This window comes from Methylobacterium sp. CM6247, assembly GCF_054817925.1.
In genome coordinates this window covers 2888338-2913395 of the sequence record NZ_JBTXKX010000003.1, presented here as the reverse complement: position 1 = coordinate 2913395, position 25058 = coordinate 2888338, and the positions used below count along the sequence as shown (strand labels likewise).

At 64.0% G+C, this 25058-nt stretch carries 26 protein-coding genes; 5 read left to right on the top strand and 21 right to left on the bottom strand.

Going from position 1 to position 25058, the window contains the following annotated elements:
- Window position 1: 1 nt before the first annotated feature.
- From rfbA to rfbC, 4 genes are all read right to left on the bottom strand, one after another.
- Entirely contained in the window at window positions 2–892 is an 891-nt protein-coding gene (gene rfbA / locus ACYQOP_RS14700) for a glucose-1-phosphate thymidylyltransferase RfbA (RefSeq protein WP_461222849.1), read from the bottom strand.
- Entirely contained in the window at window positions 889–1797 is a 909-nt protein-coding gene (gene rfbD, locus ACYQOP_RS14695) for a dTDP-4-dehydrorhamnose reductase (protein ID WP_461222848.1), read from the bottom strand. Before rfbD ends, rfbA begins: the two co-directional genes overlap by 4 nt.
- Before the next feature lies 1 nt (window position 1798).
- Complete coding sequence (gene rfbB / locus ACYQOP_RS14690; RefSeq protein WP_461222846.1) at window positions 1799–2875, bottom strand: dTDP-glucose 4,6-dehydratase; 1077 nt, start codon at window positions 2873–2875, stop codon at window positions 1799–1801.
- Window positions 2876–2961: 86 nt separating this feature from the next.
- On the bottom strand, window positions 2962–3513 hold the full coding sequence (gene rfbC / locus ACYQOP_RS14685) for a dTDP-4-dehydrorhamnose 3,5-epimerase (protein ID WP_461222845.1): 552 nt from the start codon (window positions 3511–3513) through the stop codon (window positions 2962–2964).
- 178 nt (window positions 3514–3691) lie between these two features.
- Between rfbC and ACYQOP_RS14680 the strand changes: the two genes are divergently transcribed.
- A complete protein-coding gene (locus ACYQOP_RS14680; protein ID WP_461222844.1) occupies window positions 3692–4117 on the top strand; it encodes a DUF2147 domain-containing protein in 426 nt (141 codons plus the stop codon).
- Here ACYQOP_RS14680 and alaS read toward each other — a convergent pair.
- The 13 genes from alaS to ACYQOP_RS14615 all read right to left on the bottom strand — a co-directional run bounded on the left by alaS (window position 4110) and on the right by ACYQOP_RS14615 (window position 17690).
- A complete protein-coding gene (alaS, locus tag ACYQOP_RS14675; RefSeq protein WP_461222843.1) occupies window positions 4110–6788 on the bottom strand; it encodes an alanine--tRNA ligase in 2679 nt (892 codons plus the stop codon). The two genes, ACYQOP_RS14680 and alaS, sit on opposite strands and share 8 nt — an antisense overlap.
- 289 nt (window positions 6789–7077) lie before the next feature.
- Complete coding sequence (recA, locus tag ACYQOP_RS14670; protein ID WP_056432636.1) at window positions 7078–8169, bottom strand: recombinase RecA; 1092 nt, start codon at window positions 8167–8169, stop codon at window positions 7078–7080.
- 132 nt (window positions 8170–8301) lie between these two features.
- A complete protein-coding gene (cckA, locus tag ACYQOP_RS14665) occupies window positions 8302–10971 on the bottom strand; it encodes a cell cycle histidine kinase CckA (RefSeq protein ID WP_461222842.1) in 2670 nt (889 codons plus the stop codon).
- A gap of 120 nt (window positions 10972–11091) precedes the next feature.
- Window positions 11092–12159 (bottom strand): flagellar biosynthesis protein FlhB, encoded by a 1068-nt coding sequence (gene flhB / locus ACYQOP_RS14660; protein WP_461222841.1) that lies wholly within the window; start codon window positions 12157–12159, stop codon window positions 11092–11094.
- A gap of 50 nt (window positions 12160–12209) precedes the next feature.
- Entirely contained in the window at window positions 12210–12974 is a 765-nt protein-coding gene (fliR, locus tag ACYQOP_RS14655) for a flagellar biosynthetic protein FliR (RefSeq protein ID WP_056432627.1), read from the bottom strand.
- A 31-nt stretch (window positions 12975–13005) separates the two neighbouring features.
- The gene (fliQ, locus tag ACYQOP_RS14650; RefSeq protein WP_027174271.1) at window positions 13006–13272 is read right to left on the bottom strand and encodes a flagellar biosynthesis protein FliQ; all 267 of its coding nucleotides are present in this window, start codon (window positions 13270–13272) and stop codon (window positions 13006–13008) included.
- Window positions 13273–13481: 209 nt separating this feature from the next.
- Window positions 13482–13799 carry a flagellar hook-basal body complex protein FliE gene (gene fliE / locus ACYQOP_RS14645; RefSeq protein WP_056432623.1) on the bottom strand — a complete coding sequence of 106 codons (318 nt, stop codon included), beginning with the start codon at window positions 13797–13799 and terminating at the stop codon, window positions 13482–13484.
- 29 nt (window positions 13800–13828) lie between these two features.
- Window positions 13829–14239, bottom strand: coding sequence for a flagellar basal body rod protein FlgC (flgC, locus tag ACYQOP_RS14640; protein ID WP_056432620.1), 411 nt, complete (start codon window positions 14237–14239; stop codon window positions 13829–13831).
- Window positions 14240–14273: 34 nt separating this feature from the next.
- Window positions 14274–14699 (bottom strand): flagellar basal body rod protein FlgB, encoded by a 426-nt coding sequence (gene flgB / locus ACYQOP_RS14635; protein ID WP_056432617.1) that lies wholly within the window; start codon window positions 14697–14699, stop codon window positions 14274–14276.
- Between the two features lie 767 nt (window positions 14700–15466).
- Window positions 15467–15685: a hypothetical protein gene (locus ACYQOP_RS14630; RefSeq protein WP_461222840.1), complete on the bottom strand. Its 219-nt coding sequence runs from the start codon at window positions 15683–15685 to the stop codon at window positions 15467–15469.
- Between the two features lie 115 nt (window positions 15686–15800).
- Entirely contained in the window at window positions 15801–16457 is a 657-nt protein-coding gene (locus ACYQOP_RS14625; RefSeq protein ID WP_056432611.1) for a YoaK family protein, read from the bottom strand.
- A gap of 633 nt (window positions 16458–17090) precedes the next feature.
- Window positions 17091–17390: a hypothetical protein gene (locus tag ACYQOP_RS14620; protein ID WP_056432608.1), complete on the bottom strand. Its 300-nt coding sequence runs from the start codon at window positions 17388–17390 to the stop codon at window positions 17091–17093.
- A gap of 147 nt (window positions 17391–17537) precedes the next feature.
- Entirely contained in the window at window positions 17538–17690 is a 153-nt protein-coding gene (locus tag ACYQOP_RS14615; protein WP_200919207.1) for a hypothetical protein, read from the bottom strand.
- A gap of 1121 nt (window positions 17691–18811) precedes the next feature.
- Between ACYQOP_RS14615 and ACYQOP_RS14610 the strand changes: the two genes are divergently transcribed.
- Window positions 18812–19006, top strand: a complete 195-nt coding sequence (locus tag ACYQOP_RS14610) for a hypothetical protein (protein WP_461222838.1) — start codon at window positions 18812–18814, stop codon at window positions 19004–19006.
- Window positions 19007–19078: 72 nt separating this feature from the next.
- Here the strand turns inward: ACYQOP_RS14610 and ACYQOP_RS14605 are convergent, their stop codons facing one another.
- From ACYQOP_RS14605 to ACYQOP_RS14595, 3 genes are all read right to left on the bottom strand, one after another.
- The gene (locus tag ACYQOP_RS14605) at window positions 19079–19354 is read right to left on the bottom strand and encodes an adenylosuccinate synthase (protein ID WP_461222837.1); all 276 of its coding nucleotides are present in this window, start codon (window positions 19352–19354) and stop codon (window positions 19079–19081) included.
- 335 nt (window positions 19355–19689) lie between these two features.
- Window positions 19690–19935 carry a hypothetical protein gene (locus ACYQOP_RS14600; protein ID WP_207412848.1) on the bottom strand — a complete coding sequence of 82 codons (246 nt, stop codon included), beginning with the start codon at window positions 19933–19935 and terminating at the stop codon, window positions 19690–19692.
- Between the two features lie 138 nt (window positions 19936–20073).
- Window positions 20074–20454 (bottom strand): hypothetical protein, encoded by a 381-nt coding sequence (locus tag ACYQOP_RS14595; protein WP_461222836.1) that lies wholly within the window; start codon window positions 20452–20454, stop codon window positions 20074–20076.
- A 175-nt stretch (window positions 20455–20629) separates the two neighbouring features.
- Between ACYQOP_RS14595 and ACYQOP_RS14590 the strand changes: the two genes are divergently transcribed.
- Window positions 20630–21241 carry a phosphatase PAP2 family protein gene (locus ACYQOP_RS14590; RefSeq protein ID WP_461222835.1) on the top strand — a complete coding sequence of 204 codons (612 nt, stop codon included), beginning with the start codon at window positions 20630–20632 and terminating at the stop codon, window positions 21239–21241.
- A 136-nt stretch (window positions 21242–21377) separates the two neighbouring features.
- Here ACYQOP_RS14590 and ACYQOP_RS14585 read toward each other — a convergent pair whose 3' ends face one another.
- Window positions 21378–22031, bottom strand: a complete 654-nt coding sequence (locus ACYQOP_RS14585) for an SOS response-associated peptidase (RefSeq protein ID WP_461222834.1) — start codon at window positions 22029–22031, stop codon at window positions 21378–21380.
- Between the two features lie 71 nt (window positions 22032–22102).
- Between ACYQOP_RS14585 and ACYQOP_RS14580 the strand changes: the two genes are divergently transcribed.
- Both ACYQOP_RS14580 and ACYQOP_RS14575 read left to right on the top strand, forming a co-directional pair.
- On the top strand, window positions 22103–22981 hold the full coding sequence (locus ACYQOP_RS14580; RefSeq protein ID WP_461222833.1) for an SDR family oxidoreductase: 879 nt from the start codon (window positions 22103–22105) through the stop codon (window positions 22979–22981).
- A gap of 667 nt (window positions 22982–23648) precedes the next feature.
- Complete coding sequence (locus tag ACYQOP_RS14575; RefSeq protein WP_461222832.1) at window positions 23649–25055, top strand: hypothetical protein; 1407 nt, start codon at window positions 23649–23651, stop codon at window positions 25053–25055.
- Window positions 25056–25058 lie beyond the last annotated feature (3 nt).

Genomic DNA, 25058 nt, shown 5'->3' with positions numbered 1-25058 from the left:
CTCACTCGTCGAGGCGGGATTCCGGGTCGAGCTTCGACAGTTTCAGCAGGTTCTGGCCGTAGGCGGTCTTGGCGAAGAGTTCGCCGCGCGCGATCAGCTGCGCCTTGTCGATGAAGCCCTGGAGATAGGCGATCTCCTCCAGGCACGCGACCTGCAGGCCCTGCCGGTTCTGCAGCGTGCGCACGAACTCGCCCGCTTCCAGCAGGCTGTCATGCGTCCCCGTATCGAGCCAGGCATAGCCGCGCGACATGCGCTGCACATGGAGTTCGCCGAGATCGAGATAGGCCTGGTTGACGGATGTGATCTCCAATTCGCCGCGCGCCGAGGGCTTCACGGCGGCGGCGATGTCGAGCACGCGGTTGTCGTAGAAGTAGAGGCCAGTCACCGCCCAGGGGCTTTCCGGCACCGATGGCTTCTCCACGATGCGCAGCGGCCGCCCGTCGCGGTCGAGGGTGACCACGCCGTAAGCTTCCGGGTGATCCACGTGATAGGCGAAGATCGTCGCGCCGGTCTCGCGTTCGCGCGCCTGTTTCAGCATGGCGCTCATGCCCGAGCCGAAGAACAGATTATCCCCCAGAACCAGGGCGACATCGTCCGAGCCGACAAAGTCGCGACCGATGGTGAAGGCCTGGGCGAGGCCTTCCGGACGGGGCTGGACCGCGTAGCTGAAGGAGAGACCGAACTGTTCGCCGGTGCCGAACAGGCGTTCGTAATTGCCGAGATGCTCGGGGCTCGAAATGATGAGGATCTCGCGGATGCCGGCGAGCATCAGCACCGAGACCGGATAATAGATCATCGGCTTGTCGTAGACGGGCAGAAGCTGCTTGTTGATCGACAAGGTCGCCGGATGGAGCCGCGTGCCGGACCCGCCGGCGAGAACGATACCCTTCATGATCTGGTCTCTGCTAAGTGAGGCGCGGGGCCGATCAGCCGGTCGAGAATGTCGTCCAGGGCGGCCTGCCAAGGGCGCGGAGTCAGCCCGTAGGCTTTCGTCAGGCTCTCCGTCGACAATTCCGAGTTGGCGGGCCGCCGCGCCGGCGTCGGATAGGCGCTCGTGGGGATGCCGTTGACCGGAACGTTCCGGCCCCCGCGCGCGACCGAACCGGCGACGATGGCTTGCGCGAAACCGTGCCAGGTGGTGGCACCCGCATTGACGAAATGGTGCGTGCCCGTGGGCGCGTCGCTGTCGGCGGAAAGACGCAGGGCGATATCCGCGAGGGCGTCGGCGAGATCGGCGGCGGAGGTCGGGCAGCCGCGCTGGTCGTTCACGACATTCAGCGCATCCCGCTCGGCGGCGAGCCTCAGCATCGTCTTCACAAAGTTGCCCCGGTGCGGGCTCACGACCCAGGCCGTGCGCAGGATCGCATGACGCGGATTGGCGGTGCGGACCGCCATCTCCCCAGCGGCCTTGCTGGCGCCGTAGACGCTCGTCGGGCCGATCGGCGCGTCGGACGTGTAGGCGCCCGAACCGGTGCCGTCGAAGACGTAATCGGTGGAGACGTGGACGAGGGGGATGCCCCGCCGCGCCGTCTCGGCCGCCAGGATGGCGGGAGCCAGGGCGTTCAAGCGCCAGGCCTCCACCACCTCTGACTCGGCCTTGTCCACGGCTGTGTAGGCGGCGGCGTTCACCACCGCCCCGATCGTGCGCTCGGTAAAGATCCGCGCCACGGCCGCAGCGTCCGTGATGTCGAGTTCGGTACGGGTCGGGGCGACGAGGGTCATGCCCGTGCCCCAATGCCGAGAGGCCTGCAGTTCGGTGCCGACCTGGCCCGCCCCGCCGAGGATCAGGATATTCATCTCAGGCCTTCGCGGCAGGTGTGCCGAGGCCGAGGCGCTCGCCGGTATAGCGGCCCTCGCGGATCGGACGCCACCAGGCTTCGTTGTCGAGATACCAGCGTACGGTGTCCTCGAGCGCGTACTCGAAGGATTTGGTTGGGGTCCAGCCGATTTCCCGCTCGGCCTTGCCAGGGTCGATGGCGTAGCGCCGGTCATGGCCCGGACGGTCGGCGACGAACGAGATCAGGCGCTCATGCGGGCCATGCTCGGGCCGCAATCGGTCGAAGGCGGCGCAGAGAGCCTTCACCACCGCGAGGTTGTTGCGCACCGACCGGCCACCGAGAAGGTAGGTCTCCCCCAGCGACCCACGTTCCAGCACCGCGACGAGGCCGCGAGCGTGATCCTCCACGTGGATCCAGTCGCGCTCGTTGAGCCCGTCGCCATAGACCGGTAGCGGACGGCCTTCGAGGGCGTTGAGGATCATCAGGGGGATCAGCTTCTCCGGGAAATGCCGGGGGCCGTAATTGTTCGAGCAGTTCGTGATCAGAACCGGCAGGCCGTAGGTCTCTCCCCAGGCCCGCGCCAGATGGTCGGAGGCGGCCTTGGAAGCCGAATAGGGCGAGCGCGGGTCGTAGCGGCTGTCCTCGGTGAAGAACCCGTCCGGCGGGAGCGAGCCGTAGACCTCGTCGGTGGAGACGTGGAGGAACCGGAATGCCGCCCTCGCCTCGCCGTCGAGGCTTTCCCAATAGGTGCGGGCGCCATCGAGCATCACTTGCGTGCCCACGACGTTGGTGCGGATGAAAGCGCCCGGATCGGTGATCGAGCGGTCCACATGGCTCTCGGCGGCGAGATGCATCACCGCGTCGGGCCGGAACTCGGCGTAGAGGGCATGGACGGCGGCGGGATCACAGATGTCTCCCGTGACGAGCCGGTGACGCGGATTGCCGTCGAGGGACGCCAGCGAGATCGGGTTGGCCGCGTAGGTCAGTGCGTCGAGTGTCGCGACCTCACGGCCGAGATCCTCGACGAGGTGCAGGACCATCGCCGATCCGATGAAGCCGCATCCGCCCGTGACCAGGATGCGTTGGGGTTTGGCCATGTCGACAAATCCTGGTGGTCGCGCATCAGCGGGCTCGTATCCTGTCGCTGAAGCTGCGTTCGCTGAAATTGTGGAAGGGCCGCCGATCAGAAGACCGTGCCCAATTGGGCGAGGGACGGCGCCACCCGGTCCTTGTCGGACAAGATTGCTGCTTCCGCGCTGACCGGCCAGGAGATCGCCAGATCCGGATCGTTCCAGGCCAGGTTCCGATCATGCGCCCGGCTGTAATAGGACGACACCTTGTAGGCGACCATGGTGTCGGGTTCGAGGGTGCAGAACCCGTGGGCGAACCCGACGGGAACGTAAAGCTGCTCCCCCTCGGCCGCGTCGAGCCGGACGGCGACATGCCGGCCATAGGTCTCGGACCCATGCCTCAGATCGACGGCGACATCGAGGATGGACCCGGAAAGCACGCGGACGAGCTTGGCCTGCCCTGCGGGTTCGAGCTGGAAATGCAGGCCGCGCACGGTTCCGGTCTGCGCCGAAAAGGATTGGTTGTCCTGCACGAAGGCGACGTCGATGCCGGCCTCGGCCAGGATGTCCGCCCGGAAGGTCTCCGAGAACCAGCCCCTGTCATCGCCGAAACGATTGGGAACGACGCGTTTCACCGCGGGAATCTGTGCTTCGATCACACGCATCGCTGGATACAACCCTCGCCAGACCGTGCCTGTAGGCGCGTGGACGGCTTTCCTGTCAAGGGATGCCCCTGCCCTCGATCGACTTGCTCCCCCCGTACCGGAGGGGTAACTCCCGCCTCCTTCAGAGCCGGGCCGATCCGACGGCCGCCGTGACCATTCGAGAGCAGAAAGGATCATCATGACGTCGAGGCAAGTCACCTCACGGCCCACCGCTGCGCTTTTGATCGCGCTGGCCATGACCGGGGCGGCCTTCGCCCAGAAGGGCATCGACCCGAGCGGGGTGTGGTTGACGGAGAACGGTGATTCGAAGGTGCGGATCGCGCGCTGCGGAAGCGGCTATTGCGGTACGCTCGTCAGCGTTCCCGGTCCGGGGCTGGATTCCAAGAACCCCGATGCGTCGCTGAAGTCCCGTAGCCTCATCGGCGTCCAGATCATGAATGCGGGCACCCCGTCGGGCGACGGCTATGACGGCTCGCTCTACAACCCCAATGACGGCAAGACCTATTCGGGAAGTCTCACCGTGAAGGGGCCGAACGTCGTCGAGGTCGCCGGCTGCGTGATGAGCGTGTTCTGCAAGCGGCAGACCTGGAAACGCGTCAACTGACCGACAGCGCTTCGCGGATTGCGTCGATGGCGGCCTGGGCGCCCGATCCCTCCGGTCCGCCGGCCTGTGCCATGTCGCGGCGACCGCCGCCGCCCTTACCGCCCAGATGCCCGGCGCCCGCCCTGACGAGGGCGACCGCGTCGTAGCGGTCGGTGAGATCCGCGGTCACCCCGACCACGAGACCGGCTTTTCCGTCGGCCGACAGCCCGACCAGAGCGACGATCCCGGACCCGATACGGCTCTTGCCAGCATCCACCAGGCTCTTGAGGTCGCGGGTCTCCACGCCTTCCACGACCTTGGCCATCACCTTGATGCCGGCGATCTCGGTGACGCCGTCATCGCCCCCCGACGTGCCGCCCATCGCCAGCTTCTTCTTGGCTTCGGACAATTCGCGTTCCAGGCGACGGCGATCCTCGATGAGGGCGCTCAGTCGCTCGGGCACGTCGGCGCTCTGGGACTTCAGCAGGCCTGCGATCTGGCTCAGGGTGCGGCTTTCCTCGGCGCGGTGACGCCGGGCGGTTCCCGCCGTCAGAGCCTCGATCCGGCGTACGCCGGCACCGACCGCGCTCTCGCCGAGCACGGTGATCTGGCCGATCTCGCCCGTACGGGCCGCATGGGTGCCGCCGCAAAGCTCGATGGAGAAGGCCGGAAGCCGGCCCGCTTCCGCGAGTTCACCCTGGTTGTCGACCGGACGCCCCATGGAGACGACGCGAACCTCGTCGCCGTATTTCTCACCGAACAGGGCGCGGGCGCCGGAGGCGACGGCCTCGTCCTGGGCCATGAGCTTGGTCACCACCGGCGTGTTCTGCAGCAGCACGGCGTTGGCGATGTCCTCGACGGCGCGAAGTTCGGCCTCGTCCAGCGGTTTGGGGTGGCTGAAATCGAAGCGCAGCCGCTCGGGGGAGACCAGCGAGCCCTTCTGGGCCACGTGGTCGCCAAGCACCTGACGCAAAGCTTCGTGCAACAGATGCGTCGCCGAATGGTTGGCCCGGATGGCCGAGCGTCGGGCATGATCGACGGCAAGCTCCACCGGCTGGCCCATGGCGAGCCGACCTTCGTCCACGGTGACGTGGTGGACGAAAAGATCGCCGAGCTTTTTCTCAGTGGCGGTGACGCGCGCCTTGAGGCCGGTGGCAGAGAGTAGGCCGGTATCGCCGACCTGACCGCCGGATTCGGCGTAGAAGGGTGTCTGGTTGACGAGGACGAGGCCGGTCTCGCCCGCCGACAGGCCGTCCACTTCGCTGCCTTCACGCAGGATCGCGGTGACGATGCCTTCGGCGCTCTCGGTCTCGTAGCCCAGGAACTCGCTGGCGCCGACGCGCTCCTTGATGCTGTACCAGACCGTCTCGGTGGCGGATTCCCCGGAGCCGGTCCAGGCCGCTCGTGCCGCTTGGCGCTGGCGCTCCATCGCCTGGCCGAACGCCTCCGTGTCCACGCCGATGCCGCGCGCTTTCAGGGCGTCCTGCGTCAGGTCGAGAGGGAAGCCGTAGGTGTCGTAGAGGGTGAAGGCGGTCTCACCGGACAGGTTCTGGCCCTGAACCAGCGAACGGCTTTCCGAATCGAGGATGGCGAGGCCACGCTCGAGGGTACGGCGGAAGCGGGTCTCCTCAAGGCGGAGGGTTTCCGAGATCAGGCTCTCGGCGCGGGTGAGTTCGGGATAGGCCTGACCCATCTCGCGGACCAGGGTGGGGACCAGGCGGAACATCACCGGCGCGCGGGAGCCGAGGAGTTCGAGGTGGCGCATGGCCCGGCGCATGATGCGGCGCAGGACGTAGCCGCGGCCCTCGTTCGACGGCAGCACACCGTCGGCGATGAGGAACGAGACCGAGCGCAGGTGATCGGCGATGACGCGGTAGGAGGCGACGTTTCCTGCCTCGGGGGGACGGCCGACGGCGTGGCTCACCGAATCGATCAGTGCCTTGAACAGGTCGGTGTCGTAATTGCTGGTGGCGCCCTGGAGGATCGCCGCCATGCGCTCCAGCCCCATGCCGGTATCGATGGAAGGGCGCGGCAGAGCGAGGCGGTTGCCCGGCTCGATCTGCTCGTACTGCATGAAGACGAGGTTCCAGAATTCGAGGAACCGGTCGCCATCCTCGTCGGGCGAACCGGGAGGACCGCCCTGCAATCCGGGGCCCTGATCGATGAAGATCTCCGAGCAGGGACCGCATGGGCCGGTATCGCCCATCTGCCAGAAATTATCCGAGGTGCCGATGCGGATGATCCGGTCGTCGGAGAAGCCGGCGATCTTGCGCCAGAGCCCGGCCGCATCCTCGTCATCCGCGTAGACGGTGACGAGGAGCCGGTCCTTCGACAGGCCGAACTCCTTCGTGATCAGGCTCCAGGCCAGTTCGATCGCCTGCGGCTTGAAATAATCGCCGAAGGAGAAATTGCCGAGCATCTCGAAGAAGGTGTGGTGGCGCGCGGTATAACCGACATTGTCCAGGTCGTTGTGCTTGCCGCCGGCACGGACGCATTTCTGCGCCGTGGTGGCACGGTTGTAGGGCCGCTTCTCGACGCCGGTGAAGACGTTCTTGAACTGCACCATCCCCGCATTGGTGAACATCAAGGTCGGGTCGTTACGGGGAACGAGGGACGACGACGGCACCACGGCGTGGTCCGCCTTGGCGAAATAGTCGAGGAAGGCCGACCGGATCTCGTTGACGCCGCTCATCGTGAAATGACTCTGTCGTGCGCTTGGGGCGGTCGAGACGACAACCCGAGGCTTCTTCGTGGCTTGCGCCCTCATAAGGAGGCCGGACCGTCGAGTCACGCCCGCTCCGCGATCGTGCGTTCCTGTTTCTTAACGCTGCACCCTTCGAACGCTCGACGGCGCTCGTCTCTGGACTTGGCGATCGACCAAAGAGCGAGCATCGGGCCGATTCGCACCGATAGGATAGTCCGAACATGAAAGAGGCCGCCGCGATGGTCCGCGACGGCCTCTTTCATGACTTACGAGGCGATCAGGCCTCGCCTTCGTCCAGATCGTCCGCCGTGGGCTTGGCGGTCTCGAGGATCTTGTCGGCCAGCAATCCCGAATTCTGCCGGATCGCGGCTTCGATCTTGTTGGCGATGTCCGGATTGTCGCGCAGGAACCCCTTCGAGTTCTCGCGGCCCTGGCCGAGGCGCTGGCTCGCATAGGAGAACCACGCGCCGGACTTCTCCACGATCCCGGCCTTCACCCCGAGGTCGATCAACTCACCGACCTTCGAGACGCCCTCGCCGAACATGATGTCGAACTCGACCTGCTTGAAGGGCGGCGCGACCTTGTTCTTGACGACCTTGACGCGGACCTGGTTGCCGATGGCCTCGTCACGATCCTTGAGGGTCGAGATACGACGGATATCGAGGCGCACCGACGCGTAGAACTTCAGTGCATTGCCGCCGGTGGTCGTCTCCGGGCTGCCATACATGACGCCGATCTTCATCCGGATCTGGTTGATGAAGATGACCATGCATTTCGAGCGCGAAATCGAGCCCGTGAGCTTGCGCAGGGCCTGGCTCATCAGGCGGGCCTGAAGGCCGGGCTGGCTGTCGCCCATCTCGCCCTCGATCTCGGCGCGGGGCGTGAGCGCCGCCACCGAATCGACCACGAGCACGTCGATAGCGCCCGAGCGCACCAGGGTGTCGGTGATCTCCAGGGCCTGCTCGCCGGTATCGGGCTGCGAGATCAGGAGATCGTCGAGCTGCACGCCGAGCTTGCGCGCATAGACCGGATCGAGAGCGTGCTCCGCATCCACGAAGGCGCAGACGCCGCCCTTCTTCTGGGCCTCGGCGATGGTGTGAAGGGCAAGGGTGGTCTTGCCTGATGATTCGGGGCCGTAGATCTCGATCACCCGGCCACGCGGCAAGCCGCCGACGCCGAGCGCGATGTCGAGGCCGAGCGAACCGGTGGAGACGGTCTCGACCTCCGCTACCTTATCGTTCTTGCCGAGTCGCATGATCGAGCCCTTGCCGAAAGCACGCTCGATCTGGGACAGCGCGGCATCGATCGCCTTCGCCTTGTCCTTGTCCACCATCGGGGAATCCACAACTTTCAGCGCGGGCTGAGCCATTCGTCGGCATCCTTATGCATGGGGAGAGCTCAAGGCTCAATGTGCCTCGGATGCGAATGATGTACTTGTTTTGTTCTCTTTTTGCAAGGTGCCGGGTGCTGATTTCGCATCATTCGGCGGGAGAACGTCGCCCTAACGGGCGATCGTCTCCTTCACCGTTTCCACGAGCTGCTTGAGGCTGAAGGGCTTGGGCAGGAAGTTGAAATCCTCGCCGTCGGGCAGGTTCTTGCGGAACGCGTCCTCGGCATAGCCGGATACGAAAATGACCTTCAGATCAGGACGGTGCTTGCGCAGTTCACGCAGCAGTGTCGGGCCGTCCATCTCCGGCATCACCACGTCGGAGACGACGAGGTCGATGGTTTGGTCGACATCGCTGATGAGGGCCAGGGCGTCGAGGCCCGAGGCCGCCTCCAGCACTGTGTAGCCCCGTGCCGACAGGGCCCGGCTGTTGACCGCGCGGACCGGGTCCTCGTCTTCCACCAGCAGGATCACGCCTTGCCCGGTATGATCGGGAGAGGGTTTGCGCGGGGCGGATTGTCCGCCACTGCCGGGCTTTTCGAGGTCACGCGCTCCCCTGAGCCGGCTGGCGGCGATCTCCGCGTTGCTCTGCGGGGCAACGGCGACGGCGATTTCCGGAACGGGCTCGGCCGCAGGCTCGTGGCGCGGTAGGTAGATCCGGAAGGCGGTGCCGCTGCCAACGGTCGATTGCACGTCGATGGTGCCGCCGCTCTGCTTGATGATGCCGAAGACGGTGGACAGGCCGAGGCCGGTCCCCTTGCCGATATCCTTCGTGGTGAAGAAGGGCTCGAAGATCTTCTCCATCACGTCGGGCGGGATGCCCTCACCGGTATCGAGCACCTCGATCAGGACATGGTCGCCCGCCGGTGCGCCGGGTTGGCGCTCGTTAGTCTCATGGCCTTCGAGGATGTTGGCGGTGCGGATGAGCAGCTGGCCGCCATTCGGCATCGCGTCACGGGCATTCACCGCAAGATTGACGATGACCTGCTCGAACTGGTTCACGTCGGCCTTGATCGGCCAGATGTCGCGCCCGTGCTTGAGGTCGAGATCGACACGCTCGCCGAGCAGGCGCTTCAGCAGCAGCGTCAGATCGGACAGGGCTTCGCCGACATTCATCACTTCCGGGCGCAGGGTCTGACGCCGCGAGAAAGCCAGCAGCTGCCGCACCAGGCTCGCGGCCCGGTTGGCGTTCTGCTTGATCTGCATGATGTCCTGGAAGGCCGGATCGGTCGGCCTGTGGCTGGCCAGCAGAAGGTCCGAATATCCGATGATGGCCTGGAGGACATTGTTGAAATCGTGCGCGATGCCGCCGGCGAGCTGGCCCACCGTGTCCATCTTCTGGGTCTGGGCGATCTGCTGTTCGAGCTGGCGCTGCGCCGTGGTGTCGAGGGCATAGAGGATCACGCGCTCGCGGTCGGCCGGCGTGGCCGCATCCGCTGCCGCCGAGGTGTCGCCGCCGGCAGGGCTGAGCCAGACCCGCGCGGAACGGTTTCCCGGCCCCGCCAGCGCCACTTCGATCGGTTGCACCTCCACGGTCCCGTCGGCGGCCTTCACCAGGGCGCCCTCGAGGACGGCCCTGTCGCGGTCGAGCAGGGCTTCCCACATCGTCGGCTCGGTGCCGAGCTCGCCACGCCCATCCGGCACGGCCTGGCGTGGGGTGCCGCCGAACAACCGGGCGAAGGACGCGTTGGCGCGGGCGATGCGCCCGGTCCGGTCGAGGGTCGCGATGGCGATGGGGCTGTTGTTGAGGAAGCGGGCGAGCCGCACCTCGGCGGCGCGCTGCGGCTCGTCGCTCTCGGCGCCGGCCGAGCGGTTGAGCACGAAGGTGCGCGACGGGCCCGGCTTGCCGTCCTGGCCGAAGGCGACGCGATGGTAGAGCCGGGTCGGCAACGGCTGGCCGTTGCGGCGCCGCAGGTCGAGGTCGAACCGGTCGGTGCGCACCTCGCCGGGCAATCCCTCGGTGGCGGTGAGCACGTCGGCGCTGGGTGCGATATCAGGCAAGCGCAGGCCGCCGGACCCCACGGTCGCGAGGTCGTAGCCGAGCCAGAAGGCCAGCGTCGCGTTCATGTAGACGATGGAGCCTGCCGGATCGATGGACAGGAAGCCGGCCGGCGCATGGTCCAGATAATCGATCGCGTGCTGAAGCTCCTGGAAGACGTTCTCCTGGCGCTCGCGCTCGTGCGTGATGTCGGTGACCGTCCACAGGGTCGCCGGGAGTCTCGGCCTCTCCACCGCGCGCACGGCGATGCGGAACCAGGCGAAGGCGCGCTCGGTCTCGCCCTGAGGCGGGGGCGCCATGCGGATTTCCTCCACGTGGCCGCGCCCGTCATGGGCTGCCTGGGCGAGGCGGTAGACGGCCTCCGACACATCGGGCGAGCCGACGAAGACGCGCTCCACCGGCCTCAGGTTGGAGAAGGTCTCCCCGCCGGAAATACGGAGATAGGCTTCGTTGGCGTAGATCAGGCGGCCGCCATCCTCCACCACGATGGCGCCTTCGGGCGACGCGTCGACAATGGCCTTGGTGATGTCGTCGCGCCCGGTCTGTCCCGAGAGCTGTAGTGCGCCGATCGCCAGGGCGAACAGGCAGAACACGCCCGCCATGGCCAGCAGCGCGAGGAGGCCGAGGATCAGCGGCTGCGCCTGTTCGTTCGCGACGAAGGACAAGCCTACCGCCGCGCCCACGAGAAGTCCGGCGAGAACGAGGAGCAGTCCGACCCGCCCAGGCCTCTCCGACCGGTCGATGGCGCTCGACACCGGTTTCGTTTGTCCGCTCACCTCAGCCATTTCGGCGCCATTCCACCCTCGACCGATCCCGGTTAGCGCCCGGGCCGCGTCGGCAGCAAGGGTATCCTCAGGACGTCACGGACCAGTCTCGTCAAAAAAGGTGCATAAAGCGTGGCGTTTTCACGCCGCGCGGCGCTTCAGCCGCATGACGAAGCCGATCACCTCCGCCACCGCGCGGTAATGTTCGGCCGGAATCTCGGAATCGATCTCCACCGTGGCATGGAGCGCCCGGGCCAGCGGCGGGTTCTCCATGATGGGAACATCGTGCTCCTTGGCCACGGCCCGGATGCGCAGCGCGAGGGAATCGACGCCTTTGGCAACGCAGATCGGAGCCGCCATCCCGGCCTCGTAGCGCAGGGCGACGGCATAGTGGGTGGGGTTGGTGAGAATGACCGTGGCGGTCGGGACGTCGGCCATCATGCGCTTGTTGCCCCGCGAGGCGCGGATCTGCCTCATGCGCCCCTTCACTTCCGGATTGCCCTCGCTCTCCTTGTGCTCCTGTTTCATCTCCTCCTTGGTCATGCGCAGCTTCGAGCGCCAGCGGAAGCGCTGATAGAAGGCGTCGCCCATGGCGATGACCACGAACATGGCGAGCATGCCGCCGAGAAGCTTGAGGGCGATGCCCAGGATGGCAGGCAGCATCGCCGCGGGGTCGAGCCGGGCGAAGACCTCGAGCCGGTCGCGCTCGTTCCACAGGATGGTGCTGGCGACGACCCCCACCAGCATCAGCTTGGCCAAGCCCTTGATGAACTGGACCATGGCCTCCACGCCGAAGATGCGCTTGACGCCGGCCATCGGCGAGATGCGATCGAATTTCGGCATCAGGGCATCGGTGGAGAAGACCAGGGGGTGCTGGACCAAACCGCCGGCGAGGCCTGCAATGACCACGAGGCTGACGGGAATCAGGAGCGCCTGGCCGCAGATCAGCAGCGTTCGCATCCCCATCTCGGTATAGGCGGTGGGGTCGGAGGGGACCTGATGCGCGTTCATCAGGAAGGCGCGCAAGCTGACGAGGAGGTCCTTGGCGATCGTTCCCGATGCCAGCAGCAGCGCCATCATGAAGGCGGACAGGATGAAGAAGGTGTTGACCTCGATGCTGTTGGCGACGTTGCCCTGCTCGATCGCTTTCTCGATGCGCCGCTGAGTCGGCTCTTCTGTCTTGTCTTCCTGATCGCTGTCGTCGGACATGGCTCAGCGCTCCCCTGTCCGCTGTCTCACAGGTCCTTTCGACACTGCCGTCACCGCCCGGTCAACTCGCCGAGATAGCGGCCGATGTCGTCGAGGAAGACACCCATCATGATGCCGAGGCTGCCGAACAGGATCAGCATGCCGATGAGGACGGAGGCCGGCACGGCGATGAAGAAGACCTGCATCTGCGGCATCAGGCGCGAGAGCACACCGAGCCCGACATTGAACAGGATGCCGAACGCGATGAACGGCGCCGAGATCTGGACCGCCAGGAGGAAGCCCCGCGCCATCGCCCGAAGGGCGAGCTGGGCCGCCTCCCCCATGGCCAGCACACCGCCGGGCGGCAGCATCACGTAACTTCGCCCGATGGCGTCGAGAGCCACGTGGTGCAGATCCGTAGCGAGGATGAGGGTGATGCCGAGCATCATCAGGAAATTGCCGAGCGCCGCCTGTTGGCCGCCCTGCGTCGGGTCCACGGTCATCGCGTAGGACAGGCCCAATTGCTGCGAGACGATGACGCCCGTGGTCTGCAATGCGGCCAGCACCATGCGGACGGTGAGGCCGAGAACGAGCCCGATCAGCAATTCGCCGATAAGAAGCGAGATCAATCCGGGGGCCGCGAGGGTGGCGCCCTGCATCGGCAGGAGCGGGCGCACCATCGGGAACAGGATCAGCGAGACCAGCAATGCGAAGGCGAGGCGGATCCGCGGCGAGACGGATTGTTCTCCGAGCCCCGGCAGCAGCATCATCAGCGTGCCGATACGCGCGAAGGTGAGCAGGTAGGCCGCTGCGATGCCGGGCAGAAGCAGGTTCATGACCCTGCATAGCAGCGCCCGGCCCGGCGCGTCACCCGCCGGACACGATGCGGGCGGCGATGCGGGTCATGTAGCCGGCGAGCGCATCACCCATGAAGGGCAGCATGAAGAGAAGCGCTGCGAAGACCGCGACGATCTTGGGCACGTAGATGAGCGTCTGTTCCTGGATCTGCGTCAGCGCCTGGAGCAGCGAGACCACGAGACCGACGACCAAGGCGACGATCATCAGCGGTCCTGCGACCTTGAGAAAGACGAAGATCCCGTCCCGGGAGACGTCGAGGATGGCAAGGCCGGTCATGGAAGTGAGCTCGCGGATTGTTTCGGGGCGGCGGCAATGTCGGCCGGCATCTCATCTGCGCCCTCATCCTGAGGTGCCGGAGCAGAGCGGAGGTCTCGAAGGAGGGCTCCAGTTCGCTCGCCGGGCTCTGGAGGGCTCCTTCGAAGCTCGCTGACGCGGGCACCTTATGATGAGGAGGCGGGTAGGAGGGCAACGAAAGGCGGTGGCGACTAAATCTGCATCCGCATGATTTCCTCATAGGCGGAGATCACGCGGTCCCGGACGGCGACCAGGGTCTGGAGTGCCGTCTCGCTCTCCGCCACGGCGGTCACCACATCGACGACGTTGGCCTTGCCGCCCGCCACTGCCAGGGTTTGCGCATCGGCCTTGGCGCCGCTCTCGCCGATCTTGTCCAGGGCCGAGGAAAGAAGCGACGTGAAGCCGCCATCCGCTGCCGAAGTCGGGGCGATCTTGGGCGCGCCGCCCTTCATGCCGCCGATATTCTGGACGGCGGCGTAGGCTCCTGCGGCGAAGGCGTTGGTCGGCATGGCGGCGGACTTTCGGAGGGAGAGGAGCGTCAGGCCTTGAGGATGGCGAGGGTGGCGTTGATCATCTTGCGGGTCGCGGTGACCATGTTCAGATTGGCCTCGTAGGAGCGCTGTGCCTCGCGCATGTCCATGTTCTCGATCAGCCCGTTGACGTTGGGCATCCGCACTTCACCGCGCGCATCGGCGCTGGGATTGCCGGGATCGTATTTGGTGCGGAACGGCGAGGGATCGCGCCTGACCCGCCCGGCCTCCAGCATCGACGCGCCGGTCTCCCGGTCGATGTGCTGGGTGAAAGTCGGAATCTTGCGCCGATAGGGTTCGGCGCCGACCGCGCTCGGGGCCGAATCCGCATTGGCGATGTTTTCGGCGATGATCCGCATCCGGCCCGACTGGGCCTTGAGACCGGATGCGGCGATGGTCAGGGATTTGAGGAAGTCCACGGCAGGTTCTCCGCAAGCTCAGAGGGCGGGACGATCAGCGCTTGCCGATGGCGATCTTCAATTTGTCGAGGCTCTTCTGGTACATCGTCGCGGCGAATTGATATTCGGCCTGGTTGTCACCCGCCTTCATCATCTCCTCCTCCAGATTCACTCCGTTCCCGCTCGGCCTGATCTCGAAGCCATTGAACCGGCGGGGATCGGCACCCGGTCCTTCGGGACCGCCGTTCAGGGCGATGTGGGCCGGGCTGGTGACCGCGAGGCCCGAGTTGCCGCCCATGGAGCCTGCCGGCTGAGCGAGGTCGCCGGCTCCGTTGCCGAAGCGCGGGCTCGCGAGATCACGCGGTTTGAAGCCCGGCATGTCGGCGTTGGCGACGTTCTCCGAGAGCAGCTTCTGGCGCGTCTGGTGCCATTGCATCCGGGTGCGGAGCATGGACAGGATGGGAAGGTCGGTGACGGACACGGTGCTCGAAGCCCCTCGGCGCCGCCGGAATCTCCCGGAGCGCTGGGCAAAATCTGCCGCCTCCATGGTTAATGTTCGGTTAAGAACATTCCTGGACGCGACCGGCGTTCGGGGCGGAAATTTTGTGTTAACGAAGTCTTAAGGAAGAATGCCTGACCAAAGGCTGACCGGGATATCGGCTCCCGCACGCGCCGCCCAATCAAACCGAGTTAGCAGATAGCTTCGATACGGCCTGATGTGCCGTTCGTAAAACGATGACGGGTCTGTTTTCGCTCCTCCTTCAGCACATGGCTGAGCTTTACCAGGACCATCGGACATCCCCCGCCTCTGCAGAGCGGATTATACCAGATGACAAGATGGAGGCGGATAATATAAATTCACATGTTTACCGATTAACAGGCTAGCTGGATTTTGCTTGCGCCATTAGAGTTCTCGTTTCGGCTGGGCATAATGTATTCGCTGATCAACAGATTTAGTCTCTCCGTTCAGGCGAGGACGAAGAGCGCCATTTCGCAATGAAATAAATGGCAGCCATGACAAGCAGAATCGGGATGCTAAACCATAGCCATCCCATATCCGGGTAATGGCTGCCCGCTGGGCTGGGGGCCGGTTGGGTCCGACCCGCTTCGGTATGTGGTTGGTCTACGGATTGTGCGAGTGAAGCAGTCGTAGTCACCACCCATATTGCTGGGGTAAGTCGTCTCGCTTTGGGCATCACGGATCACTTTCACGCTGACAGTTGCGAGGACGCGACAGCCGGACGCTGATCAGGGGTTCGGTACGGCTTCATCCTGCTCGACCGCGTTGGTTATCTCGTCTCCCGTCATCCATTGCACCCCTGCGGGAGAATGAATGGCATGCGCGAATAAACCCATTTGAAGTTTCGTTTTGGCGGCTGCCAGGGCCTTCTCGGAGCTTTCATGCTCCTCGTGATTCCATTGCCCGCCGGCTCGGTTGGTGCTGTCGCCCCATTGCAAGATCCACATCGCGTGCTCCTTCTTTGAGGATCAATCCTGCAATACCCCCGGCTGGTTCCGCGTACGGTGTCGGACAGTGATGGGTCGGCAATCAGATTGACCTTCGGCCTCTCTCAGCCGTCCTTCAGGCTCGAACCCGATGCGTCCTTGCGAAGAGCGCGGCCAGAGCCGCGAGGCAGGCCGTCAATCCCGCCGGGAAGATCAAGGCGAAGATACCGATCGCGCTGTAGACGGCGGCACCGCCAATGGCTCCGATCAGCAGGGCCAACCAAACTGCGGCATCACCAATCCAGCCCAGCGGCGGTCCCGTCTTCGTGAAGGCAGCGGCGATCTTTTGACCCAGGCTGAACAGCGCCCCAGTGATGAACGTCGTTCCCGCTCGGAAGCCCTGCACCGAGCCGAGAACCGCGTTCTGTGCGCCCATGGCGAGAGCCAGGAAGAACGACACCAGACCTAAATCAGGCAGTTGCAGCCCGAGGGCGAACGCTCCGAAGACCAGGATGGCCTCGTAGGTCAAAACGATCGTCGTCTTCCAAGGCGCGGGCGTGACGATCGACAGGCCGCTGGCAATGGTCGACCCGAGCAGGAACGTGGCGATCAGGACTGCCGGTTTTACGATGCCGTCCACCGCACCGTGAGAGATCGACACCCCCATCTGTGTGGTGTTGCCACTCATGAACGATGTGTAGAGCCCGGTGAGCTGAATGAACCCGATGGCATCGATGTAGCCCGCCAGCCCGGTGAGCAGCAGGCCGAAGGTAAGTTGCGACGGTCGGTTCAAGATCCCGCTCTTTGATACGCCCACACAGTTCGCGACGCTGCCGGTCTACCTTGCCGTCCTGACGGCGTCTGGCGCAAGAGCCGAATGGGTGCGGCTCCCGACACGTTAGAACAGGTCGCCGGGTGATGGGCCGGCTGGACTTTTGAAGGACGCCGTTGCCGGCCAAGAGGTCATGCGGGTGTTCCTCAGCGGGAATACGACGCTGCTCATTGGATGGATGGTGACGGGAGCGCGAGGCGAAAGGGAACACTGACCGCCGCCGGCTCCCGTAACGGTGGCCGACGTGCCGCCGTTCCTACAGGTGCCGCGCGCGCGGTAGTCGACGTGTTGAAGGAGTTCCGTGACCTCGTCACCCGGCAGACCGAGGTCACTAACCGGATCGCAAAGACCGTCCGGGTCATCCGTGACCAGCGGGAGCCTCACAGCGAGTTACTGACCGCAATCGTGTGAGAGCGAGCAATCGAGTGCCGAATGCACAGACGCGACGCATATGTTCAGCGCGCCCTTCCAGCCTACTGGACCCGACGCTGCGCATCGCGACGTTCGGTCCTCCCGAGAGCGCGACATTGCCCCGCCCGGTGAAAACCGGAGCGGGGTTTCCTTAACGCGTCTTTGCGCAGCGGTGTCTGCTGATCAGTAACCGCGATAAACCGGGCGACCGTAGGGCCGGTAATAGGGGCGGGCGTAAGGCCTCGCATAGCCAGGGCCATAGAAGCGGCGCGGGCCGTGATTGATGGAGCCGTTGCCGCGGCAGCGCCCGGTGAAGCGGTCAGGGTAATAGCCGAGGCCGCAATATCCCGCCGCCTTGGTCACAAGACCGTCCTCCAACGCGCCCGCAGCCGGTGCAGCGGCGAATGGGGCTGCCTGTGCGGCACTGCCGAAGCCAATGGCGCTGGCCACGATCGCAATCGCAGAGAGCATTTTGAACGTCATCGTTTTCCTCCAAAACCAACCTTAGGCTGGGCATATCGATGAGCCCAAGCCGTCGCATCAAGGAACTTATACGCCAACTCGATGAATGCGGCATGAGGGCCAGTCACCCTTCACCAGCCCGGTTCACACCACAGCGGATTCTGGTTTTCAATCGAACCAGCGACGAGGCGTGAATCCATAGACGGCCAGGAGCGCCAGCATCGCAAGCAGGAATGGCAGATCGTAGAGAAGCGCCAAGATCAGCAGGCCAAAGTAGCCGATGGCGGTCGAGGCCATGATAACCGCGACATAAGGGCTCATTGCTTAATGCCCCTTCCAAGTCTCCCGCTTCCTGTTCTCACAGCTTGTCCAACTTGGTCATCCATCAGACGGTTCGGTGCATTCTGCACGATAATGCTGTTTCAGCCTTGCACAAACGTATGGTAGCCCATACAAGACTATAGGTAAATGAAATCTGTAGTTGTATAATTCACGATCCAATGAAAAAGTCAGTTGGCCGCCTTATAAACAATATCTCCGGCGTCGTATTATCTGCTTGGCCGGGTCGAAAGCTGCGAATAATAGAAACTGAGATCGCCAGAATGGAGCGGATCATTGAAAAAGAAACAATGATGAGTTCACCTAAATATGATTTAATTAGAAATGCAGAGATGGTTCTTCTAAAACTCAATGGCGACAAAACAAAGTCGCGAAAGAAAAGCCGTCATACCGCATAAATATTGTAGGATAATAAAATTTTTCTGCTGTAGTGGTACATAACACGTTAGAATCTCACGTAAACATGATTGCCGCTACCGTAAGAGTTCCTGCTTTGCTTAGTCAGATGCATATCGGTGGAACGCCTCAGCCGGTTATGGAAGTGCGGAGTAAGGCGGATCGAAACTTTGCTTTGTCGAACGAGGCGACGGGAACCCCTACGTAAGATCCCATCTTTCGGACAAGATGCGATAGGTTTCTGGCGTCCTTACTTGATACATCTACTCCGCAAGGCCGCGTGAGAATGAAAGCCCGTAGTCTGACTAGATATGCCCGCGAATACGCTAGGCTGATGCTACAGCCGGCCTTTCGATTTCCGAATTGGATTTGAAGCAGCGGAATATCCAGCGGATCCCTAGCGCGCCAAGTGCCGTCGCTGCGCTCCAGCCCAACGCGCTATCACGCGGTAGGTACGTGATCAGCCCAAACCATATCTGATAGCTCAGCCATAAGAGTATGAGGCCCGCGATGCCCTTGAGGGGCCTTACGACATATCGAGATTGTGTCGGCACCATTGCTCTTGGCCCCCAAGTCCTGCCCATCCAGGCAGTTCGAGCTTCACCGTTAATATCTGCGCGCTCGCACAGATGACGTGAGACAAGATCCTGCTCGAACATCCGTCTCGCCCAGTCGTTGGTCTCGTTCAAGACGCCAGCGAGGACACCATGACCGAGAAGAAAACGCCCCAAACCGATGAGGCAGGCCCAATGGCTGCGCCGGACCCTCAGGATCCGCTGAACGTACCAATGGATCAGGTCATCACGAAAACCTCGAAGATCGAAGGCAGCCATACGCAGGAAACCGTCGATCCGGCGGAGCGGCTGTCTGATGATCCCGAGGAGCAGAACGATCTCGCTTGACCCTCTGCGTGTTGCGAACCCTGCCCCGCATGGCTCCGGCCACGCGGGGCATTTCGCTCATCGCTCAACGGGTCAGGCAGCCCCAACCTCGAATTCCATCCCCCGCCCGGGACCCTGGTCGGTATAATCGACCAGAACGTACCCGCGCTCAGCCAAATCCGCTTCGAGGATGTCGCGGTGCTTTCGGTACATCTGGCCGATCGCCAGGGGGGTCAACCGGGGGTTGCCGCGTCGCAACTGCTCGACGCCGATGCTCACCGGCGCTCCTTCGCGGTCGGCGATCCGAGCGAGGGCCAGCGCCAGATCGGCGGCCTTCGTCTCCGAGGCTGATTTCGCTTTGAACGCCATCGCGGTCCCCTTCCCTCAAGCCACCCGCAGGGCTGAGCCGGCTTACTCGAACCTTAGGCTTCGACAGCTGATCGAGGAAACCCAGCGGGCCTTATCGGCCAGTTCAATCGCAAACGCAGCGCTCCTTCGATGGTCGCGAAGGACGAGTGCAATCGTCGCCCCGAACGTGAGGCCGTCGTGCCGGCTCAAGCCGGCCTGCAGAAGAAGCGGACCCGGTCGACGATGTTCGAGATGTTCAGCCCGCGCTTCACGGCACAGATGCGGAATTACCCAGCGCGCATGGTCGAAAGACAGATCCGTCGTGGCGACCAATCCGCGGGCCTTAACCCCTCGGCCTAATCCGAAGCACGAAGGCTGTTGATGAAACGCCTCGCTATCTCGCGCACAGCCTCATCATCTCGGGTGTCGTCATGAGCCTTGTCCCAAAGATGATCCACGCTGCGGTCGAGTTCGTCCAGTAAGTCTGGGTGGCGCTGGGCTACGAACCGAATCGTGCCAAACAGCAGATGCTCTATCGCGATTTCCCGGCGGTTCGCATCCGCGATCTTGTCCGAGGTCGGGGTGTGAGGCGTATTTGTCATAAACCCACAACGTCACGCACCCTCGCTAGGTTCGCCACGTGAACCCGGTACGAGTGCCGCAGCACCGTGCGTTTGCAGCACGCGACGAGGCAGATATCTCGACAACGGACTCGCGGCTCGAACGGTCATCGGGTGCGTCTAACGCTTCACCGCCCAGATCGGCACGGCACCGTGCGGTCGCCCCGGCACAGCCCGGAAGTATCGCGTCCGCTCGAAACGGATGAAGTCCGGCTCGACCTTCGACACGAGATCGCTACTCAGAACGAGGGCTCCGCAGAAATCGGAGCGGATCACGCCCAGTTCGGGGTGCACGCCGAACAAGCCCAGCGTCGTCCAGCCGAGCCGGCCAGCCTCGTCGGCGTACTTGTCGAGGAAGTCCAGGGCCGCGGCATGGACGCCCTGCCAATTCTGTACCGTCAGCCCAGGGCAAGGGACCACATTAGGCTTCATGCTGAGGAAGGCTTCACGCCACGATTGGGGGCTGCCCGGTTCGATCTTGAAGGCGGGTGATGCAGACATGGGGCCCGGCAGTTGTGATGGGCCGGACGGAATAGGGGGCGCGGGGCGGAGGCGCTATGCCCGATGCATCACAGGTGACGGCCCAACGGCATCATCCAATCAGTCCGAAGCGGTGTAGGAGCTTCTGTCCATCAAGGCAGCGGCGAACGATTCCCGATGGCGGGCGTTTAAGGCCATGCTTGCGCGATCGCCCCTTCGACAGTCTCATTCCAGGGCAACGGCTATCGCCGATCGTTTCGAGGCTGGAGACGTCACGGCGGGGCTGACGCTCGCAGGCGCCAAGGATCATCCGGCCGTTCGAGCGCTAGGGCTAGCGAGCGAAATCGGGAGTTGGAAGTCGCTGCTCGCTCTGTCGGCTGGTGCTTTGGCCTTGGGCATCGTGAAGCGCGATCGTCGCCTCGCACAGGCAGGCCGACACATGCTCCAGGCCGGTATCTTGGCGAGCGTCGTGAAAACGAGCTTGAAAAGGACGGTGCATCGAACGCGCCCAAACGTCCTCATGGATGAGGGGATTTACGCGCGAGGGTGGCCCGGAACCGGCAACGGACCATGGCAATCCTTCCCCTCGGGCCATTCCGCCCTGAGTACTGCGGTCGCTTGTGCCGCCGCTCGAGTCTATCCTGAGGTCAAGGGTGCCGCGTATGTCACCGCTGCCGGGGTTGTCGCAGCTCAAGTTCTACGCGGGGCGCATTTCCCCGCAGATGTGTTGACAGGCGCTCTGATAGGTCTTGCCGCAGAATCGGCGGTCAATAGGCTCACGACGCAAGGCCCGAGGACGCGTTCCTAGCCAAGTTCCCCCACAAATAGGTCGGCTCGCTCCGGCTGTCTCTCGCATCTCAACCTGTGCATGCAATGTGCAGGCTCGTTTAGATTATTATCGCGACGGATCTGTTTTCAGCACCGAGACGACCGGCACGCGATAGTCATTCCGCCGGATCGCGCCGGGCTCCAGCCGCCACAACCTTCATCATGGTGTCGGGCAGCGGGCGCTGTAGCTCGAGGGCGATCTCGGTCGGCGCCTCGAGCCACGCCCGCCACTCCTCCGGTGTCGTCAACAGGACCGGCATGGCCTTCGGGTGAACCGGGCCGACGATCCCATTGGCCTCTGTCGTGAGGAACGAGAACAGCCGGTGCTCGGCCTCCTCTCGGTCGGGGTTCTCGGCCTTGGTACCGCGCACGCCGGTCCAGGGACGCCAGATGCCGGCGAAGGCGAAGAGCGGACGGTCGTCATCGAGGGCGAACCACGTGGGCGTCTTCTTCGGCTTGGTGTCCGCGTACTCGCTGAAAGAGGAGACCGGGACGAGACAGCGGTATTCCGGCTTCAGCCAGGGCCGCCAGTGCGGGCTCTTCACGTTCCGGACGTTTGTGACCGGATGCTCGCCGTACTGCTTCGGACCTGGGATGCCCCATCGAAACATCTCGAGGGCCTGCCTGCCATCCTCGATCCGCACGATGGGCGCCATCTGGTCGGGGAAGATGCCCGGCATCCTCGGGAGGTTTCCGGCGCGATCCTCCGCAACGCCGAATGCCTCACGGATATCTGCCTGCGAGGTGATGAGGCTGTAGAGATTGCACATTCCAGCACCATTCTGCCGCAGCTACGAACGGCCTTCTGTCACGTTAGCCGAGGCCCTCGGAAGGACAGACGATGACCTCAGACCCACGCACCGCCGGCCCCCGCCCGCCTTTCCCCGGAGACCAGCAGCAGGAACGACCTGGCTTGACCTCGAAGATGACACCCGTGCCGGACCATGGTGAGGAGAGTTATGTCGGCAAGGGGTTGTTGATCGGCAAGGTCGCCTTGATCACGGGTGGCGACAGCGGAATTGGTCGCGCGGTGGCGATCGCCTATGCCCGTGAAGGAGCGGATGTCGCAATCTCCTACCTGCCGGTTGAGCAGTCCGATGCGGAGGAGACCGCTCGGTGGATCGAGAAGGCCGACCGGCGTGCTCTGTTGCTGCCGGGCGATCTACGCGACGAGGCGCATTGCCGTGAACTCGTCGCTCGCACCGTCGAAGCGCTGGGTGGCATCGACATCCTGGTGAACAACGCAGCTGCGCAGACGGTCAACGAAGAGCTCGACGACGTGACGTCGGAGGATCTCGAAGGGTCGTTCAGAGCCAATGTGTTCGCCATGTACTACCTCTGCCAAGCGGCGGTACCTCACATGAAACCCGGCTCCGCGATCGTCAATTCGACCAGTCAGCAGGCCAAAATCGCCGATAAGACGATGCTGATCTACGCAGCGACAAAGGGCGCCATCGCGAGCCTCACCATTGGCTTGTCGAACTTGCTCGCCCCCAAGGGTATTCGGGTGAATTGCGTGGCGCCCGGCCCGATCTGGACACCCATCCAACCCATCGTGAAAAGCCCGGAGCAGATCGAGAAGCTCGGAGAGGACACCCCACTTGGCCGAGCGGGTCAGCCCGCCGAGCTCGCGCCGGCCTATGTCCTTCTGGCTTCGCGCGAGGGCAGCTACATGTCCGGCGCGTTGGTGCCGGTGACAGGGGGCACTCCCATGTTCTAGGCGGGCGGCACATCCCGGCATCGTCGAAAACGGCCGACACGTCACTGTGGGGCTGGACGAGTTCCGTGAGGCGGCGGCTTGCCGGTAGCGGGGTGCGCGATCGACCTACAGACCTCTCTGAGCTGATTTCTCCTCTGTACAGGATCGCACCAAGTCGGAACTAGTACGGCCTCCTGGGCATGACCTCGTGTTCCTCCCCTGAACGGACTTCGCCCGCCCGGCTCATGCCGCGGCGGGCTTTTTGTTTCAGATGAACGCCTCACCGGTCATCGACGACTGGCTAGATGGGCACAATAATTCCATCGACCTTAACAATATGCTGGCCAAGCACGCGATCACTGGCGTGTTGCCGCTCAGCTGCTTGAGCTCGTGCGATCGCTCGCTTCTTGGGTGACCAAGCATTTCTATAAGCTCGGTCATACACGTCAAATAACACTGGTCGCTGGCGGTCCCGGTTGCTCTTGGCCCTACCGCGGTTATCGCGTGCCGGGCTTTTTCTGTGGGCAACGGCATTCCTGCAATTTCAGCGAGCAGGGGAACGTGCGTTAACCAAATCAACGAGTTACCGTAAACGAAATCTTAACGTTATTGCCTGTGACCGCCCCAAGCGTGATATCAGGACAACCTGTGCGTATGGCCTCGGCCAGAAACCCGAAAGAGCCCGATCTTGTCAGCGTTCTTTAATTCGGACGGCTCGTTTCCGCTCCAGTTCCTGATCATCTTCGCCGTCATCTTCGCCGTGCTGGCTGCGATCGTGCTGGTCTTCCGGCGATTCTCGGGAAGGGGCATGGCGTTGGCCAAATCCGGCCCTCGCGGACGACAGCCCCGCCTCGGTATCGTCGATATCTACGAACTCGATAGGCAGCGGCAACTGATCCTGCTGCGCCGGGACAATGTCGAGCATCTGCTTCTCGTCGGTGGCCCTAACGACGTCATCGTGGAACGCAACATCCATCGCGGCGCTGGCGCCCGCCTCCCTGTCGACGAGTCGGCCAAGGTCGAGCCGCTTCAGGAGGAGTCGGCCTTCGAGCCTGCACGGTCAGCGGAGCCTCCGGTGTTCCAGGCGCCGGTCTTTCAAGTGCCGGATCTGCAGCCGCCGGCCCCCCAATCTCAAGTCTCGAAAGCTCCGGCCTACAGCGAGCCGAGTTCACCGGCAGCGGCGCCGGAACTGGCGGCAATGCCCAAGCCGCGCGGCGATGCTCCCGAAGAGCCGAAGACCGCTCCAAAGCCCAGCAAAGCCGACATCATCGCCGCAAAGGCGGCCCGTCGGAATCCGCCGCCGCTCGCGAACCTCAAGGCCGAAGCCCCCGACCGTCAGCGCCCCACGGAGACACGCTCGGATGCGGCCAATGAACCGGTGTCCTCCGCGGCAACGCCGAATGCCCATGAGGTCGTTGAAGCCCCCCCGGCCCCAGTCGCGCCACCGGTGACCGAGCCTGTGCGCACCGAGCCGCCGATGCGTCCACAACCCACGGCGAAACCCGCCCCGATGGTCGAACAGGTTCCCGCCGTTCCGCCGCCGCTGGCGCGGCCGACGAGTTCCCGTCCGGTGGACGCGGCGATCCTGTCCGACATGGCAAGGCAGCTCGAAGAGGCTCTTCGCCGGCCATCCGCCGCGATTTCTCCGTCGCCGCAGGCCGTGCCGCCGAAGGCATCCACGCCGCTGGCGGAGCCCAAGCCTGAGCCGAGGCCTGAGCCGGTTCTCGATCCGATGAAGACAGAGAAGTCCGCCCCTGATCGGCCTGTCGATCCGATTGCGGCCGCCATGGCCGAGCCCGCAGATGCCGAACCGCCGCAGGCCGCCGTGCTTCCCAAGCCCGATCCATCGACGGTGAAGCCGAGCCAGGACGAGCCCGTTACGAGTGAGCCTGCTCCCGACGGTCAGGACAAAAGCGAACCGGAAGTATCCTTGCCGGCACCACCTCCTCCTCTCCCAGCCGCTCGGGAACCGGCGAGCAAGGAGCCGCTGGCCCCGCGTCGTGCCACTCCCGCCGCCCAGAATCCTTTCTCCGTGGAGGAGATCGAGGCCGAGTTCGCGCGGCTGCTGGGGCGTTCCCTCGACAGGAAGGGCTGAGAC